The sequence below is a fragment of the Acidiphilium rubrum genome (assembly GCF_900156265.1).
Classification (GTDB): Bacteria; Pseudomonadota; Alphaproteobacteria; order Acetobacterales; family Acetobacteraceae; genus Acidiphilium; species Acidiphilium rubrum.
Map to the genome: position 1 here is coordinate 42,360 of NZ_FTNE01000002.1, position 17,509 is coordinate 59,868.

The 17,509-nt window shown below is 65.2% G+C and carries 15 protein-coding genes; 12 read left to right on the top strand and 3 right to left on the bottom strand.

Features of this window, described 5'->3' with window-relative positions; all coding sequences use genetic code 11:
* Window positions 1-80 precede the first annotated feature (80 nt).
* The 4 genes from BW994_RS01745 (at window position 81) to BW994_RS01760 (ending at window position 4,466) form a co-directional block, all read left to right on the top strand.
* On the top strand, window positions 81-1,409 hold the full coding sequence (locus BW994_RS01745) for an extracellular solute-binding protein (RefSeq protein WP_029312908.1): 1,329 nt from the start codon (window positions 81-83) through the stop codon (window positions 1,407-1,409).
* 272 nt (window positions 1,410-1,681) lie between these two features.
* Window positions 1,682-2,560: an ABC transporter permease subunit gene (locus BW994_RS01750; RefSeq protein WP_029314557.1), complete on the top strand. Its 879-nt coding sequence runs from the start codon at window positions 1,682-1,684 to the stop codon at window positions 2,558-2,560.
* Window positions 2,557-3,393: a sn-glycerol-3-phosphate ABC transporter permease UgpE gene (gene ugpE / locus BW994_RS01755; RefSeq protein ID WP_076454324.1), complete on the top strand. Its 837-nt coding sequence runs from the start codon at window positions 2,557-2,559 to the stop codon at window positions 3,391-3,393. The genes BW994_RS01750 and ugpE overlap by 4 nt, the downstream gene beginning before the upstream one ends.
* Entirely contained in the window at window positions 3,393-4,466 is a 1,074-nt protein-coding gene (locus tag BW994_RS01760; RefSeq protein ID WP_076454326.1) for an ABC transporter ATP-binding protein, read from the top strand. Before ugpE ends, BW994_RS01760 begins: the two co-directional genes overlap by 1 nt.
* Before the next feature lie 215 nt (window positions 4,467-4,681).
* Here the strand turns inward: BW994_RS01760 and tpiA are convergent, their stop codons facing one another.
* Entirely contained in the window at window positions 4,682-5,407 is a 726-nt protein-coding gene (gene tpiA, locus BW994_RS01765; RefSeq protein WP_029311449.1) for a triose-phosphate isomerase, read from the bottom strand.
* A 147-nt stretch (window positions 5,408-5,554) separates the two neighbouring features.
* On the opposite strand from tpiA, the gene BW994_RS01770 reads away from it, so the two are divergent.
* The 6 genes from BW994_RS01770 to BW994_RS01795 are packed head-to-tail and all read left to right on the top strand — an operon-like array spanning window position 5,555 to window position 13,069.
* Complete coding sequence (locus BW994_RS01770) at window positions 5,555-7,441, top strand: peptidylprolyl isomerase (RefSeq protein ID WP_029311448.1); 1,887 nt, start codon at window positions 5,555-5,557, stop codon at window positions 7,439-7,441.
* Between the two features lie 9 nt (window positions 7,442-7,450).
* On the top strand, window positions 7,451-8,962 hold the full coding sequence (trpE, locus tag BW994_RS01775) for an anthranilate synthase component I (protein ID WP_029311447.1): 1,512 nt from the start codon (window positions 7,451-7,453) through the stop codon (window positions 8,960-8,962).
* A complete protein-coding gene (locus tag BW994_RS01780; protein WP_029311446.1) occupies window positions 8,959-10,584 on the top strand; it encodes a bifunctional anthranilate synthase component II/anthranilate phosphoribosyltransferase in 1,626 nt (541 codons plus the stop codon). Before trpE ends, BW994_RS01780 begins: the two co-directional genes overlap by 4 nt.
* Entirely contained in the window at window positions 10,581-11,390 is an 810-nt protein-coding gene (gene trpC, locus BW994_RS01785) for an indole-3-glycerol phosphate synthase TrpC (RefSeq protein ID WP_029311445.1), read from the top strand. Before BW994_RS01780 ends, trpC begins: the two co-directional genes overlap by 4 nt.
* Window positions 11,387-11,860, top strand: coding sequence for a cyclic pyranopterin monophosphate synthase MoaC (gene moaC, locus BW994_RS01790; RefSeq protein ID WP_029311444.1), 474 nt, complete (start codon window positions 11,387-11,389; stop codon window positions 11,858-11,860). Before trpC ends, moaC begins: the two co-directional genes overlap by 4 nt.
* A gap of 3 nt (window positions 11,861-11,863) precedes the next feature.
* On the top strand, window positions 11,864-13,069 hold the full coding sequence (locus BW994_RS01795) for a molybdopterin molybdotransferase MoeA (protein WP_029311443.1): 1,206 nt from the start codon (window positions 11,864-11,866) through the stop codon (window positions 13,067-13,069).
* 290 nt (window positions 13,070-13,359) lie between these two features.
* Here the strand turns inward: BW994_RS01795 and BW994_RS01800 are convergent, their stop codons facing one another.
* Both BW994_RS01800 and BW994_RS01805 read right to left on the bottom strand, forming a co-directional pair.
* Window positions 13,360-14,823, bottom strand: a complete 1,464-nt coding sequence (locus BW994_RS01800) for an amidase (protein WP_029311442.1) — start codon at window positions 14,821-14,823, stop codon at window positions 13,360-13,362.
* Between the two features lie 135 nt (window positions 14,824-14,958).
* The gene (locus tag BW994_RS01805; RefSeq protein ID WP_029311441.1) at window positions 14,959-16,557 is read right to left on the bottom strand and encodes a gamma-glutamyltransferase family protein; all 1,599 of its coding nucleotides are present in this window, start codon (window positions 16,555-16,557) and stop codon (window positions 14,959-14,961) included.
* A gap of 137 nt (window positions 16,558-16,694) precedes the next feature.
* Here BW994_RS01805 and BW994_RS01810 point away from each other — a divergent pair, with 137 nt between their 5' ends.
* Window positions 16,695-17,039 carry a tRNA-binding protein gene (locus BW994_RS01810; RefSeq protein ID WP_029311440.1) on the top strand — a complete coding sequence of 115 codons (345 nt, stop codon included), beginning with the start codon at window positions 16,695-16,697 and terminating at the stop codon, window positions 17,037-17,039.
* Complete coding sequence (gpt, locus tag BW994_RS01815) at window positions 17,039-17,509, top strand: xanthine phosphoribosyltransferase (RefSeq protein WP_029311439.1); 471 nt, start codon at window positions 17,039-17,041, stop codon at window positions 17,507-17,509. The genes BW994_RS01810 and gpt overlap by 1 nt, the downstream gene beginning before the upstream one ends.

Genomic DNA, 17,509 nt, shown 5'->3' on the forward strand with positions numbered 1-17,509 from the left:
CACGTGACCTTCACTGATATGTCATCGCCCTGTCATCAAGCCGCGCTAAGCGGCACGGGTCGTCAATAAGGGAATTTTTCATGAAACGCCGCCTCCTGATCGCCGCAGCGCCGGTAACCGCGCTCGCCGCCGCCACCGCCCGCGCCGCCGCACCCGTGACCATCACGCTCTGGCACGCCATGGCCGGCGCGCTCGGGCAGAAACTCCAGGCGACCGTCGATGCATTCAACAAAAGCCAGACGGCCTATCAGGTCGATGCCGTCTATAAAGGCACCTACCCGCAGGTGCTGACCGCGACCATCGCCGCCTGGCGCGCCGGCAAAGCCCCCTCGATTGCGCAGGTGTTCGACGTTGGCACCGCCGACATGCTCGGCGCCGGGCGTGCCGTGGTCGATGTCTATAAACTCGCGGCCATGACCGGCGTCGCCATCGACCCCGCCACCTACATCCCCGCCGTGCGGGGCTACTACAGCCTCAATGACGGCAAGATGGGTGCAGCACCCTTCAACTCCTCCACCGCAACCATGTGGATCAATGAAGACGTCTTCGAGAAAGCCGGGCTCGACCCCAAAATGTCCCTCGCCACCTGGGACGACGTGATCAAGGCCGCCCGCGCCATCAAAGCCCGCAACGCCGCACCCATCCCGGTGATGACCTCCTGGCCGACCTGGGTGCATTTCGAGCAGTTCGCCGCCATCCACAATGTCGAATACGCAACGCTGAACGATGGCTTCGGCGGCCCGAAACCCACCCTCAAAATCGACACCGCCCCTTTCGTCAAAAACCTCGGCACCATCCTGTCGATGCAGAAGGAAGGCCTGTTCAAATACCAGGGTCGCGACGGCGCCCCCAGCCCGATCTTCTACGCCGGCAAAGCCGGTATCACCTTCGACAGTTCCTCGATCTACGGGCAGCTCAAACAGAGCGCAAAATTCAAATTCAACGATACCTACCTGCCCTACCACCCCTCGATCATCAAATCGCCGATCAACTCGATCATCGGCGGCGCCGCCTTTTGGGCCATGACCGCACCCGATCGCACCAAACCCGAATACACGGCGGTGGCACATTTCTTCAACTTCATCAGCCAGCCCGGCAACGATTCCGGTTGGTCCGAAGCCACCGGCTATATCCCCGTCACCACCGCCGGTAACGCACTGATCACCAAACAAGGCTTCTACACCGCCAACCCCGGGACCAATATCGCGGTCGAACAACTCACCCGCACCCAACCCACCAACTTCTCGCGCGGCATCCGCCTCGGTGGCATGCCCGAAGTGCGCGTTATCATCGAAGAAGAATGGGAACGCGCCATCCAGAATAACACACCAGCCAAAACCGCCCTCGCCACCGCCCAACACCGCGCCCAAGCCGTGATCAACCGGTTCGCCCAATCCATCCACGCCTGATGCCGGGGGGTGGGGGTGGCGTGTTGGAAGGAAAGAAAGGCCAGGGGGCTTTGCCCCCTGGACCCCCACTAAGGGCGGAGCCCTTAGAACCCGCTAGTTTTAGGCAAGGGGAGGGCGCTGCCTCGGTGGTTCCGTCGATCTGGCCTGGACAGCCCTCCCCTTGCCTAAAACTAATGGATTTTAAAGGCTCCGCCTTTAACGGGGTCCAGGGGCAGAGCCCCTGGCCTTCCTTGCTTCCAACACGCCACCCCCACACCCCGGCATAGGCGCCGATGGAACGGCGCACGTTGTTCGCGGGTTGGATGCTGCCGGCGGTGCTGGTGGCGCCGCAGTTGGCGATTACGGTGTTGTTTTTTTTGTTGCCGGCCTGGCGGGCGTTTGGCGAGAGTGTGCGCGCGACGGATGCGTTCGGGCTGAACAGCAGTTTTGTCGGCCTCGCCAATTTCGCTGAATTGTTTCAGTCATCGACCTATCAGGCGGCGTTGGTGCGCACGTTCGTGTTCTGTATTGCGGTGACGTGTCTGGCGATGGGATTTGGTCTGCTGTTGGCGAGCTTCGCCAATCGCGCGATCCGTGGTGCGCGGGTCTACCGGATTTTGCTGATCTGGCCTTATGCCATTGCGCCCGCGATCGCTTCGGTGATTTTCGTATTCCTGTTGCAGCCGCAGATTGGCCTGCTGACCAATCTGTTTGGGCGTTTGGGTCTCGATTTCAATTATGCCACCCATGCCGACCAGGCGTTTCTGCTGGTGATCGTCATCGCCGCGTGGAAGCAGGTGAGCTATAATTTCATTTTCTATCTTGCCGGACTGCAATCGGTGCCGCGCTCGGTGATCGAGGCGGCAACGCTGGATGGTGCGCGGGGTTTCTATCGGTTTCGGACCATGATCTTTCCGCTGCTGGCACCGACGACGTTTTTTCTGATCATCGTCAATATCGTCTATGCCGCGTTCGACACGTTCGCTCTGATCTTCGCGCTCACTGCCGGCGGCCCGGGCACCGCGACCGAGACACTCGTGGTCAAGGTCTATCGTGATGGGATTCTGAACCTCGATATCGGCGGTTCGGCGGCGCAATCGATCATTCTGATGGTCATCATCATCGGCCTCACCACCATCCAGTTCCGCTACACCGGGAAACGCGCCGGATGAACCGCAAGCCCGATTATCTGGCCCATGCGGTGCTGCTGCTCGGGGTGGTGATTTTCATCTTCCCGCTCTGGGTCGCCTTTGCGGGGGCCACGCAATCGGCCGCGGCGATCAACCGGGGCGACATCTCGCTGATCCCCCGCCTCGCCGGGCTGAAGATTTTCATCACGGCGTTCGGCTTCGGCAACGCGGCCAAGGGCGGCGTGCCGGTCTGGCACATGCTGCTGGTCAGCCTTGGCATGGCGTTGGTCATCGCGATCGGAAAAATCGTTATCTCCGCCTTGTCCGCCTTCGCCATCGCCTTCTTCCGGTTTCCGTTTCGCATGATTGCGTTTTGGCTGATCTTCATCACGCTGATGCTGCCCGTCGAGGTGCGCATCATCCCGACCTATGCGGTGATGTCGGATTTCCATTTGATCAACAGCTTCACCGGCCTGACCATGCCGCTGATCGCCTCGGCCACCGCGACCTTGCTGTTCCGCCAGGTGTTTCTCGCCATCCCTGACGAACTGGTCGAAGCCGCTAAACTCGATGGCGCCGGGCCGATGCGCTTCTTTTTCGACATCCTGCTGCCCGTGTCGGCCCCCAACCTCGCCGCCTTGTTCGTCATTCTGTTCGTCTACGGCTGGAACCAGTATCTCTGGCCCCTGCTGGTCGCGACCAACGGCAAACTCGACCCGATCGTGCTCGGCATCGTGCAGATGATCACCACCGACCAGATCCCTCAATGGAACCTCGTCATGGCCGCCACCATCCTCGCCATCATTCCCCCGGTCCTCGTGGTGGTCGCGATGCAGCGCTGGTTCATTGGCGGCCTGACCGAAGTGGATAAATAATGGCGACGCTCGAACTCCAATCCCTGCAAAAAACCTTCGGCGCCACCACCGTGCTGCACGGGATCGATCTCGCGCTGGCCGATGGCGAAATGCTGGTGATCGTCGGCGCGTCCGGCTGCGGCAAATCCACCCTGCTCCGCCTGGTCGCCGGCCTCGAATCACCGAGCGCCGGGCGCATCCTGCTCGATGGCGCGGATATTACCGACCGCGATCCCTCGCGTCGCGACATCGCCATGGTGTTCCAGAATTACGCGCTGTATCCGCACATGTCGGTGTTCGACAACATGGGCTACGGACTGAAACTGAAAGGTCTCGACCGCGCCACGATCAAATCGAAAATCGAAATCGCCGCAGAAACGCTGGGATTGACCCCCCTGCTTGCCCGCAAGCCACGCGAACTCTCGGGCGGTCAGCGCCAGCGTGTCGCCATGGGCCGCGCCATCGTGCGTGAACCCAAATTATTCCTGTTCGACGAACCGCTCTCCAACCTCGATGCCAAACTCCGCGTCCAGGTTCGCGCCGATATCCGCAAGCTACAGAAACGCCTGAATATCACGAGCCTCTACGTCACCCACGACCAGGTCGAAGCCATGACCCTGGCCGACCGGCTGATCGTGATGCACCAAGGTCGCGCCGCCCAGATCGCCACCCCGATCGAAGTGTTCGACAAGCCGGCGACCATGTACGTCGCAAGCTTCATCGGCGAGCCGGCGATGAATTTCTGCGCCGCCACAATCACCCAGAATGGCCGCGCCGCCAAACTCGACGCCGGCCCCGAACTCACCTTCACCGCTGGCCCCCGCACCGCGCCCGATGGCACAAAAATCACCCTCGGCATCCGCGCCCAACACGCCACCATCGCATCCGGGCCCAACAGCATCCCCCTCGCCGTCGAATTCGCCGAACCGCTGGGCTCGGAAACCCTGCTGCACGGCACCCTGCCCAATACCACCCCCTTCACCCTCCGCGTCACCAGCCCAGCACCAACCGACCACACAATCCCCATCGAAATCCCGCCCCACCACATCCACGTCTTCGACCCCACAACAGGCACCCGCATGGACCCGGCATAACGGTGGCGGTGCTGAGGTAAGTAAGGCGGGGGGCTTTGCCCCCTCGACCCCCACTAAGGGCGGAGCCCTTAGAACCCGCTAGTTTTAGGTAAGGGGAGGGCGCTGCCTCGGTGGTTCCGTCGATCTGGCCTGTGTCGCCCTCCCCTTACCTAAAACTAATGGATTTTAAAGGCTCCGCCTTTAACGGGGTCCAGGGGCAGAGCCCCTGGCCTTACTTACCTTAGCGCCGCCTCGGCTATGGCCATGAAATCAGTCGCGGTCAGGCTGGCGCCGCCGACCAGGGCGCCGCCGACCTCGGGGGTTGCGAGCAGGGTGGCAGCGTTGGTGGGTTTCACGGAGCCGCCGTACAGGATGAGCATGGTTTCGCCTGGTTCGCCGAGTTGTTTTTTGAGGGCGGCGCGGATGGTGGCGTGCATGGCTTGCACGTCGGTTTCGGTTGCGGTTTTGCCGGTGCCGATCGCCCAGACCGGTTCATAGGCGACCAGCCCGGTGAAGCCATCCGGCAGACTGCCGGCGAGTTGGGCGCGGACCACGGTTTCGGCTTCGCCGGCATCGCGTTCGGCGAGGGTTTCGCCGACGCAGATGATCGGGGTCAACCCGGCGGCGATGGCGGTGCGGGATTTGTCGCGCACCAGGGCGGATCGCTCGTTGTGATCGGCCCGGCGTTCGGAGTGACCGAGAATGATATGGCTGGCGCCGATTTCAGCCAGCAGGCCGGCCGCCACGTCGCCGGTATGGGCGCCGGATTGTTCGACCGCGCAATCCTGCGCGCCGACCGCGATGCCTGGCGCGCAGGCGGCGCGCAGCGGCCCGATCAGCGGGTAAGGCGGGCAGATCAGCAAATCGACGCCTGCGACCCCCTGCCCCAGCGCCGCCGCGTAGGCGGCGATGCCGGCGAGCGTGCCGTTCATTTTCCAGTTTCCCGCAATCATCTGTCGCATCGATCTTATCCCCACCGCGTGAAAAATCTTCGCCTCGTTCAGCCGGGAACGAAGGTGTCGGGTTCCCTAGCCTTACCCGGCACCGGGTGGCAATCGGCCGCGCGCGTGGTAAAGACCCGGCTTTCCGTTGGATGAGGTTGGAACCGGATGCTCTCGACGATCCGCAAACTGCTCGATAACTGGCTGGTCCGCGCGTTTTTCATGCTGCTGATCGCTGTGTTCATTTTCTGGGGTGTATCCAGCGTGGTGACCAATCACGCGTCCAGCAACGCGGTCGCGACCGTTGGTGGTCACGCGATCGAGGCGGGCACGGTCAACACCGGCTATCAGCAGCAGATCACGGCGTATGCGCAGCAGCATAACGGTGCCTCGCCGAGCAAGGGTGAGCGGCGCCTTTATGCGGGCAATGCGCTGGGTCAGGCGATCGACCGGACGGCGCTGGCGCTCGATGCCAAGCGTCTTGGCGTTACCGCGCCGCCTGAGGCTCTGCGCCAGCAGATTTTCGGGATCAGCGCGTTCAACGGGCCGAACGGCAAGTTCGACAAGACCACGTTCAATCAGGTGCTTTCGCAGCACGGGCTGACGCCGGCGGCGTTCATGGCGGATATTGCGCGCGGGCTGAACGCCAGCCAGATCGTCCAGGCGATCACGGTGGGTGCGGCCGCACCCAAGCCGCTGGTGCAGCAGATTTTCGACTATGTCGGCCAGGAGCGCACGATCCAGTACGCGCAGCTGCCGTTTGCCGCCGCAACGCCGCCGCCGGCCCCGGCGCTTGCCGTGCTGCGGCGGTTTTGGCGCAATCATCCGGAGCGGTTCTCGACCCCGGCGCTGCGCAAGGCCCAGATCGTGATTCTCTCGCCCGCGCTGCTGGCGCAAAGCCAGGTTGTGACCCAAGCGGAGATCGCCAACGAATACGAGGCGGAGAAATCGAAATTCGCGCGTACCGCCAGCCGTTCGGTGCACATCATTACCGCCGAGGATGCCGCCAGCGCCGCCAAGCTGGCCGCCTTGTGGCGCAAGGGCACCAGCTGGGCGGCGATGCAGCAGGCCGCCACCGCCGCGACCGCGACGGGTGTGAGCTTCAAGAACGCGCAGCCCGATCAATTCCCCTCCGGCCGGCTCGCCAAGGCGGTGTTTGCGGCCACTCCCGGCACGATCTCCGATCCGGTTACCGGGGCACTGGGTACCTATGTGTTCAAGGTGACCCAGGCCAATCCGGGCGGCACCACGCCGATGGCGCAGGTCGAACCGCAGCTCAAGGCGGCCGTGCAGCAGCGCAAGGCGCGTGAACTGGTCGATGCCACGGTTTCGAAGTTCCAGGACGCGCTGGCGGGCAACACGTCCCTCGATCATCTGCCGGGCACGCTGCATCTTGCCGCGGTAGAAGGCACGCTCGATGCCCAGGGGCTCGAGGCTGACGGCAAGCCGGCGCCGATCCCCGGCGGCAAGGCGTTGCGCGCCGCGATCATCAAGACCGTCTTTGCGACCGCACCGGGTGCCGCACCCCGCGCGGTGACCGGACCGGATGACAGTTATTATGCGGTCAGCGTGCAGAAACTCATTCCGCCGGCGCTGAAACCCTATGATCAGGTCAAGCAGGACGTTCTGCTCGACTGGACCGGCAATCAGGTGAAGCGCCAGGAGGAAATTGCCGCCGCCGGGCTGATCGGTGCGGTCAAATCGGGCAAGACCTTCGCTCAGGCCGCCAACGCCGCTGGCCAGCCGATCACCACCAGCCCGCCGATGACCCGCGCGAAACCCGCGCCGGGCATTCCGGCGAAGCTGCTGCCGATCCTGTTCACCCTGAAAATCGGCGAGCCCACCATGGTGGAGACCAATTCCGAATTCGTGGTCGGCGTGGTCACCGCGATCACCGAGCCGAAACCCGGCAGCGATCCTGCGATGCTCAAGCGGATCCAGACCGCGTTGAGCACCGCGATGCAGACCGATGTTCTGCAAACCTACGCAACCGCCCTGCGGTCGCGCTACCATGTCACCGTCAATGAAAAAAAACTGCAACAGATCAGCGATTAAGGACGCACCATGAACGCCGTGCCCGACCCGACCACCCCATTCCGCGCCGCTTATGAAGCAGGATCGGGCGCGTTGGTCTGGCGGGTGCTCGCAGCCGATCTGATCACCCCGGTTGCCGCGTTTCTGAAGCTCGCCCATGGCAGACCCTATTCGCTGCTGCTCGAAAGCGTCGAAGGTGGAGCGGCGCGCGGGCGCTATTCGGTGATCGGTTTCGCGCCCGACCTGATCTGGCGTTGCGAGGGTGGCGCGGTCAGCGTCAACCGCGACGCCAGCACCGACCCGGCGGCTTTCACCACCGACCCGCGCGACGCCTTCACCAGCCTGCGCGCCCTGATCGCGGAAACCAGGCTCGACCTGCCCGAGCACCTGCCGCCGATGACCGGCGGGCTCGTCGGCTACCTCGGCTACGACATGGTCCGCCTGATGGAGCGCCTGCCGGCGTCAAATCCGGACGTACTCGGCATCCCCGATGCGGTGCTGATGCGCCCCGGCATGTTTGCGATTTTCGATTCCGTGAAGGATGAAATCACCCTCGCCGCACCGGCCTGGCGGCGCGAGGGTGTCTCCGCGGCCGATGCCTACCGCGCCGCGACGGCGCGGATCGAAGCCGCGGAAGCAGCGCTCGATCGGCCCACCCCGCACCTGACCGGCTCGCTTTCGGGGGCTGGCGCGCCGGTGCCCAACATGACCGAGGCCGCGTTCAAGGCGATGGTGCTGCGCGGCAAGGACTACATCGCCGCCGGGGATGTGTTCCAGGTGGTCGCCAGCCAGCGCTTCGCCCAGGAATTCACCGCGCCGCCCTTTGCCTTCTATCGCAGTCTGCGGCGGATCAACCCCGCGCCGTTCCTGTTTTTCCTCGATTTCGGCAGCTATCAAGCGGTCGGTTCCAGCCCTGAAATCCTCGTCCGGCTCCGCGATGGCACGGTGACCATCCGACCGCTGGCCGGCACGCGCAAGCGCGGTGCCAACCGCGCCGAGGACGAGGCGCTGGAGACCGAATTGCTGGAAGACCCGAAGGAGCGCGCCGAGCATCTCATGCTGCTCGATCTGGCGCGCAACGATGTCGGCCGGGTCGCCAAGATCGGCTCTGTCGCGGTGACCGAGAGCTTCGCGATCGAGCGGTTTTCCCATGTCATGCATATTTCATCGACCGTCGAAGGGACCATCCGCGACGATGCCGATGCGCTGGATGCGCTGATCGCGGGTTTTCCGGCCGGCACGCTCTCCGGTGCGCCGAAGGTGCGGGCGATGGAAATCATCGAGGAGTTCGAACCCTCGCGCCGCGGCCTGTATGGCGGCTGCATCGGCTATTTCGCCGCCAACGGCACGATGGACACCTGCATCGCCTTGCGCACCGCGCTGATCAAGGACGCTACCCTGTATGTCCAATCCGGCGTTGGTATCGTGGCTGATTCCGACCCCGATGCCGAATATGCCGAAAGCCTGCAAAAGGCGCGCGCCCTGTTCCGCGCGGCCGAAGATGCGGTGAACTACGTGAGCGCAAACCGGAGCGCCCCATGATCCTGATCATCGATAATTACGACAGTTTCACCTTCAACCTGGTGCATTTTTTTGGCGATCTCGGCGCCGATTGCGTGGTCCGCCGCAACGACCAGATCACGCCGGAGGAGGTGCTCGCGCTGCAGCCCGAAGCCATCGTGCTCTCGCCCGGGCCGTGCACGCCGAACGAGGCGGGCATCTGCCTCGATCTGATCCACGCCGCTGCCGGCAAAGTGCCGATCTTGGGGGTCTGCCTGGGTCATCAGGCGATCGGCCAGGCGTTCGGCGGCGTGGTTAAGCGCGCGCCGCAGCCGATGCATGGCAAAATGGCCGCGATCCGCCACCAGGGTAGCGACATCTTCGCCGGCGTGCCGGACCAATTCGAAGCCACGCGCTACCACTCCCTGATCGTGGAGCGCGAAACGCTGCCGGAAACCCTGATCCCGACCGCCTTCACCGAGGATGGTTTGATCATGGGCTTGCGCCACCGCGACCTGCCGATTTTCGGCGTGCAGTTTCATCCGGAAAGCATCGCGACCGCGCATGGCCATACGCTGCTGCGCAATTTCCTGGCACTCGCGCGCGGCCGCAACCAAGGCTCGGCGGAAATCCTGGCCGATCTGAAACCGGTGCTCGATCGCCTCGCGCGCGGCGACAAACTCAGCGAGGAGCTTTCAGAAGCCGCGTTCGGCGCGATCATCGACGGTAAATCGAACGATGCGCAGATCGCCGGCATGTTGATGGCGATGCGGGTGCGCGGCGAAACCGTCGCGGAACTCACGGGGGCGGTGCGAGCGATGCGCGAGCGGATGCGTGCGATCGCCGCCCCGCAAGGTGCCATCGATGTCTGCGGCACCGGGGGCGATGGCGTCGGCACGCTCAATATCTCGACCGCCGTCACCTTCGTGCTCGCCGGGCTGGGCGTACCGGTCGCCAAGCACGGCAACCGCGCGCTTTCCTCGCGCGCCGGTGCGGCCGATGTGCTGGCCGCGCTGGGCGTTGCGGTCGAACCGCCGTTCGAACGACTCTCGGGCATTTTGAACGAGGCCGGTTGCGTCTTTTTATACGCGCCACGCCACCACGCCGGGCTGCGCCACGCCGCCGCGGCGCGCATAACGCTGGGCACCCGCACCATCTTCAACCTGCTCGGCCCGCTCGCCAACCCCGCCTCGGTGCGCCGGCAGCTGATCGGCGTGTTCGATCCCGCCTGGGCGCGACCGATGGCTGAAACCCTGGCGCAACTGGGCACCGAACGCGCGATGGTGGTGCATGGCCAGGGGCTCGATGAGCTCACTCTGGTCGGTGAAAGCCGGATCGTCTCGCTCGATCACGGCGCGATCAGCGAACTGACCATCACGCCGGAAGCCGCCGGCCTCGCCCGCGCGCCGCTTGCCGCGATCATCGGCGGCGATGCCGCCCACAATGCTGGCCGCCTCAGCGCCCTGCTCGATGGCGAGGCGAGCCCCTATCGCGACGCCGTGCTGTTGAACGCCGCCGCCGGGTTGATCGTCGCTGGTCGCACCGATGATTTCCGCACTGGCGTTACCATGGCGGCCTCTTCGATCGATAGCGGTGCGGCGCGCGCCAGCCTCGATCGGCTGCGCCATGCGAGTGCCGCGACAACCTTGGAACTGGCCCGATGAACGATTCGCCTACCGATATTCTGCGCAAGATCTGCGATGATACGCGCGCCGAGGTCGCCCGCCGCCAGGCCGAACATGATCTCGATGACATCCGCGCGCGCGCCAAGGATGCCGAACCGCCGCGCGGGTTCGCCCGCGCCCTGATGGATGCCGCCGCCTCCGGCCGCACCGGGCTGATCGCCGAAATCAAGAAAGCCTCGCCCAGCGCTGGGCTGATCCGCCCCGATTTCGACCCCGCGGCGATCGCGACCGCCTACAAGGACGGCGGCGCGGTCTGCCTGTCGGTGCTGACCGATGCCACCTATTTCCAGGGCAGCGAAGCCGATTTCACCGCCGCGCGCGCCGCGGTCGATCTGCCGATGCTGCGCAAGGATTTCATCCTCGACGAATGGCAAATCTATGAAAGCCGGGCGATGGGGGCCGATTGTGTTCTGCTGATCATGGCGGCACTGACCGACGAACAGGCCCGCAGCTTCGAGGAACTGGCGACCGCGCTCGATATGAACGTGCTGGTCGAAGTGCATGACGAAGCCGAACTCGAACGCGCGCTGGGCCTGCGCGCCCGGTTGGTCGGCATCAATAACCGCAATCTCAAGACCATGGTCACCGACATCGCGGTATCCGAACGCATGGCCGTGCAGATCCCGCCGGAACGCTTTGTTGTCGCGGAGAGCGGCATCCGTGATTTCGCCGATATCGAACGCCTGAAGGCCGCCGGCGTGCAGGGTATTCTGGTCGGCGAAAGCCTGATGCGCCAGGACGATATCACCAAAGCGACCCGCGCCTTGCTGGGCGTCGGCGCATGAGCCTCACCCATATCGATGCCACCGGCGCGGCCCGCATGGTCGATGTGTCGGGCAAGCCAGCCACCGTGCGCGATGCCACCGCCGCCTGCCATGTCACGATGCGGCCGGAAACCCTCGCGCTCGTTACCTCCGGCACTGCGAAAAAGGGTGACGTGCTGGCCACCGCCCGCATCGCCGGGATCATGGCCGCCAAACGCACGTCGGACCTCATTCCGCTCTGCCACCCGCTCGCCATCGCCGCCGTCACCATCGAACTGACACCGGATGACGCACTCCCCGGCATCCGCATCACCGCCACGGTCCGCACCACCGGGCCGACCGGCGTCGAGATGGAAGCGCTCACCGCCACCTCGGTCGCTGCGCTCACCATTTATGACATGTTGAAAGCCGCCGACCGCGCCATGCGGATCGAGGCGCTGCGCGTCATCGCCAAATCCGGCGGCAAATCCGGCGATTTCACCCAAGGTTGACCCATGCTGAGCGTCCCTGAAGCCCGCGCGCGGATCCTGGCCCTGCTCGCGCCGACCGGCGGGGAAATCATCCCGCTGGCCGAAGCCGCCGGGCGCGTGCTGGCCGCCCCGCTCATCGCCCGCCTGACCCAGCCGCCGAACGATGTCTCCGCGATGGATGGCTTCGCCCTGCGCGCGGCGGATAGTGTGATCGGCGCGCGGCTGCGCATTATCGGCGCGGCCCCCGCCGGCCACCCTTTCGCCGGATCGGTCCGCCCCGGTGAGGCCGTGCGCCTGTTCACCGGCAGCGTGGTGCCCGCAGGCGCCGATTGCATCATCATCCAGGAAGAGGCCGAATACGACGACACCACCGTCACGCTGCGCGAAGCCGGCCTCCCCGGCAAGCATATCCGCGGCGCCGGACTCGATTTTGCCGCCGGCGACACGCTCCTCAGCCCGGGCCGCCACCTCACCGCGCGCGATATCGGCCTCGCCGCCGCCGCCAATCACCCCTGGATCACCGTCCACCGCAAACCCGTCATCGCCATCCTCGCCACCGGCGATGAAATCGCGATGCCCGGCGATCCCATCCCCGCGGGCGGCATCGTCAGCTCCAACTCCCACGCGCTCGCCGCCTTCGTCCGCGCCAACGGCGGCATACCGATCATCCTGCCGATCGCACCCGACGACCGCACCGCCATCGCCAACGCCGCGGCAAGCGCATCACACGCCGATCTGCTGATCACCACCGGGGGCGCCAGCGTCGGCACGCACGACCTGGTACAAGCCGGCCTGTCCGACATCGGGCTCGATGTCGATTTCTGGAAAATCGCGATGCGCCCGGGCAAACCCCTCATGTTCGGGCGGCTCGGCAACCTCCCCGTGCTCGGCCTGCCCGGCAACCCGGTTTCGGCCATGATCTGCGCGCTGCTCTTCGCCAAACCCGCGATCGAACGCCTCGCCGGCCTGCCCGGCACCGCACCCTCCACCGATTCGGCCCGCTGCACCATCGCGCTGTCCGCCAACGATCACCGCGCCGATCACCTCCGCGCCACGATCGACCGTGACGCCGACGGACACTGGACCGTCACCCCCTTCGGCCCCCAAGACAGCTCAATGCTCCGCCGCCTCGCCCGCGCGGACGCCGTCGTCCTCCGCGCGCCCCACGCCCCCGCCACACCCGCCGGCACGACAGTCTCCATCATCCGCCTCGCGGCGTGTGGGCTTTAGGGCCAAGCGCCGGGTGGGGCGGCGGCTTGGGTTAGGAAGACCAGGGGCTCTGCCCCTGGACCCCGTTAAAGGCGGAGCCTTTAAAATCCATTAGTTTTAGGCAAGGGGAGGGCTGTCCAGGCCAGACCCGCGACAAGTGCGAGGCAGCGCCCTCCCCTTGCCTAAAACTAGCGGGTTCTAAGGGCTGAGCCCTTAGCGGGGGTCCAGGGGGCAGAGCCCCTTGGCCTTACTGACTCAAAGCGTCATCCCACCCGGCGCTTAGCCCTAAAGCCCGCACGCCGCGCGGCGGGTTATGCGACGTCGTGGAAGCCTGGGGTGGTGCTGAGTGTGGGGGCCGTGGTGAGTTTGGCGATGTCGGGGGTGGGGCGGTTGAGGTTTGGGTTATCGGCGCACAGGGTTTCGATCGCGCTGGCTACGGCGAGGGTTTTGGCATCGGTATGGCGGGCGGTGATGATTTGGACGCCGAACGGCATGCCATCGGCATCGCGCCCCAGTGGCAGCGACAGCGAGGGGTGGCCGGTGAGTGTTACGGCGTAGGCCAGGGCCAGCCAGTGGTAGTAGGATTGGGTTGCGACGCCGTCGATCTGGGCGGGGAACAATTCGCTCCAGGGGCGGGGCGTGATGGTCACGCTGGGCGCGATGAGCACGTCGTATTGGCCGAAAAACTGTTGCCATGCTTGGTATATTCGGGTCTGGATCATCAATGCGCGCGCGACATCGGTCGCGCTGTAGCGCAAGCCTTCCTCGACATTGGTGCGCACGTTCGGACCCAGCCGCTCTGGGTTGGTCTGGTAGGTCGCGCCGAACCCGGCGAGGAAATTGACCGCTCGCAGAATGGCGAACGCCTCATCCGCGCCGGCGCAATCGGGTGTCGCGGCCTCGGCCGCACCGAACAGCGGCGCCAGCAGGGCGGTCTTGGCGGCGAAGGCCGCGCGGACCGCCTTTGCGGTCGGCGCGAAGCCGAAGTCCGGCGTGAACGCAACACGCAGCGTCCCGAGGTCGACCGTTTGCGGTTGCAGCGCTGGGTTGGGAAACGCCAGCATATCGCGCGTATCGTAATGCGCGATTGCGCCGAGCATCAAGGCGAGATCCGGCACGTTGCGCGCCATTGGCCCCAGGACCGACAGGGCCGATGACCCGAGCAGCCGTTTTTCGGACGGCACCAGCCCCGCCGAAGGCCGCATGCCGACAATGCCGCAGAACGATGCCGGGTTGCGCAAGCTGCCGCCCATATCCGAACCGGTCGCGAGCGGCACCATTCCGGTCGCCAGCGCCACCGCCGACCCGCCGGATGAACCGGCCGCCGATTTCATCGGATCGAACGGGTTGCCGGTCGCGCCATACACCGCGTTACGCGTATTTGCGCCGGCGCCGAACTCCGGCGTGTTGGTCTTGCCCAGCACGATGCCGCCGGCACGACGGATATCCGCCACCAGGCGCTGATCCGCCTTCGGCACGTGATCGCGGAACATCACGCTGCCATAGGTGGTGCGCAGCCCCTCGGTATCTTCGAGATCCTTGACGCCGATCGGCAGGCCGTGCAGCGGACCGATCGCACCGCCCGCCATCACCGCCGCCTCGGCCACGATCGCCGCCGCCCGGGCACGCTCGAAATCGCGCGCGACCATCGCATTCACCGCATGATCGACCGCCTCGATCCGCGCAATGCAACTGTCCAACAGCTCAACCGGCGAAAGCCGCCGCCCGCCGATCAGGTGCCGCGCTTGGGTCGCTGTCAGGTCACACGCTTGCATGGAAAGGTCCTCGGTTGGAGATTGAAGGAAGGCGGGGGGCTCTGCCCCCTCGACCCCCGCTAAGGGCGGAGCCGAAGGTTCCGGCGATGCTCTTCATCGCTGGAATGGCTCCGGAGGGAGAGCCCCTGGCCTTCCTTAATACCCAAGCGCGCACCCATCCTTCCGAGGGTCTGACCCGCCCGCGAGCACGCCGCTCGTCGGATCGATCAGGATTGCCTGGCCGCCGCCGTGTGGTCGGGCGGTGGGTGCGACGGTGTGGCCGCGCTGGATCAGGCCATCGATGGTTGCCTGCGGAAAGGTCGGTTCGAGTTCGACGACGCCGGCGTAGGGAAACGCGCGTGGCAGGTCGAGCGATTGCTGGACGTCGAGGTTATAGTGCCGCAGGTTGGTGAGGAACCATGACTGGCCCATCGGCTGATAGTGGCCGCCCATGACGCCGAACGGCATGATCGCGTGGCCATTGCGTGTGGCCATGCCGGGGATGATCGTGTGCATCGGCCGCTTGCGGGGGGCGATGCAGTTGGGGTGCCCGCGTTCGAGCCGGAAGCCGAGGCCGCGATTATGGAGGATCACACCGGTGTTCCCGGCCAGAATGCCCGAGCCGAAATTCTCGAAGGTGGAGTTGATGAACGAGCAGGCATTCCCCTCCTCATCGACGACGCAGAGATAGACGGTGTCGCGGTGGGCCGGGAGTAGAGCCTCGCCGGCGCGCGGCATGTCCTTGATGGTTTGATCGTCTTTGATCAGGTTGCGCAGCGACGTGAGGTACGCATCGCTCAAAAGGTGCTCGACCGGAACCGACGCGTGCTCGGGGTCGGCCAGCAGGGCGTCGCGATCGCGATAGACCAGGCGCGCCGCCTCGATATGCCGATGGACACGGATCGGGCCGAGCGGCCCATCCGGCGCCGGGCCGAAGCCTTCGAGAATCCCCAGCAGCATCAACGCGAGTATGCCCGAACCGTTCGGCGGGCATTCCCAGATTGTGAGACCGTCGAAATCGCGCTGGATCGGCGTGACGAATTTTGCGGCCGTGCGGCCCTCGGCAAAATCGGCCTCGGTATGCAGGCCGCCGCGGCTGCGCAGTTCCGCCACCATGCCGGCGGCGATCGGCCCCTCGTAGAACGCCCGCGCGCCTTGTGCGGCGATCGCGCGCAGCGTCGCCGCGAGTTCCGGCTGTTGGATGATGGTGCCGACGCCGGGTGCCGCACCGTTCGGCAACAATGCGTGGGCGCCGGTCTTGCGCAGCTTGTCGGCGGTGTGCGCCCAATCGGCGGCGACGCGCGGTGAAACCGCAAATCCGGCCTCGGCGTAATGGATCGCGGGCGCCAGCGCCGCGGCGAGGCCACGCTTGCCATGAGCCTCGAGCAAGGTCTCCCATGCGCCGACCGCGCCTGGCACGGTCACACCGTGCGGCGAGGTCGAATCGAGGCTGGTGATGCCATGCGCCTCGTAATGATCGATCGTGGCGGCGGCTGGTGCGCGGCCGGAACCGTTGAGCGCGATCACCTCGGCGCTGCCGGCCTTTTTATAGAGGCAGAAGCAATCGCCGCCGATACCGGTCGATTGCGGTTCGACCACGCCGAGCAAGGCGGCGGCGGTGACGGCGGCATCGAGCGCATTGCCGCCGGCGCGCAGGGCATCGAGTGCGGCAAGTGTTGCAACCGGCATCGAGGTCGCGGCCATGGCCCGCCCGGCATAGACGGCGCTGCGGCCGGGTTGATGAAAATCGCGCATCGGACCTCCTGATTCGGTTTTGTATCAAATTGCACGGCTGACGGCAGAATGACAATGCAGGCCCTGCCGCCGGGAGCAATTCGCCGGGCAACGCATGTCACGGTTGACAAGGACGCGCTGCTGGCCAATGCCGGGCCATGGACAATGCCACCATCACCTACACCGATTTCGAACAGGTCGACATCAGGGTCGGCATTATCATCGATGCCAAGCCGTTTCCCGAGGCCAGAAAGCCGGCGATCAAGCTGTGGATCGATTTCGGCGGCGATATCGGCGTCAAGCGATCGTCGGCGCAGATCACCGTCCATTACAAGCCGGACCGGTTGCTCGGGCGCCAGGTGTGCGCGGTGGTGAACTTTCCGCCCCGCCAGATCGGCAAGTTCGTATCGGAAGTCTTGACCCTCGGGATGCCGGATGCCGAAGGGGCGGTGGTTCTGGTCCGACCCGATTTCGAAGTGCCGGTGGGAGGCCGATTGTTCTGATGGCGCAGCATTATTACGTCGTTTCGTGGGACCAGTTGCACCGCGATTCCAAGGCGCTGGCCTGGCGGCTGAACGCCATGCGTCCGTTCGACGGCATCGTCGCCATCACCCGCGGCGGGTTGATCCCGGCGGCGATCGTGGCGCGCGAACTGGAGTGCCGGCTGATCGAAACCGTGTCGATCGTGACCTATGACGAGGAAGAGCGCGGCGAACCCCGCATCACGAAACCGCCGACCGCTGCCGGAGACGGCACCGGGTTTCTGATCATCGACGATCTGGTCGATACCGGCACCACGGCCCGGCAGGTCCGTGCCCTGCTGCCGCGCGCCCATTTCGCGACGGTCTACGCCAAGCCGGCCGGCAAAGAGCTGGTCGATACCTTCATCACCGAGGTTTCGCAGGACACCTGGATCCTGTTTCCGTGGGATACCGAGCCGCAATTCATCGCACCGATCGCCCGCAAGGTCTGA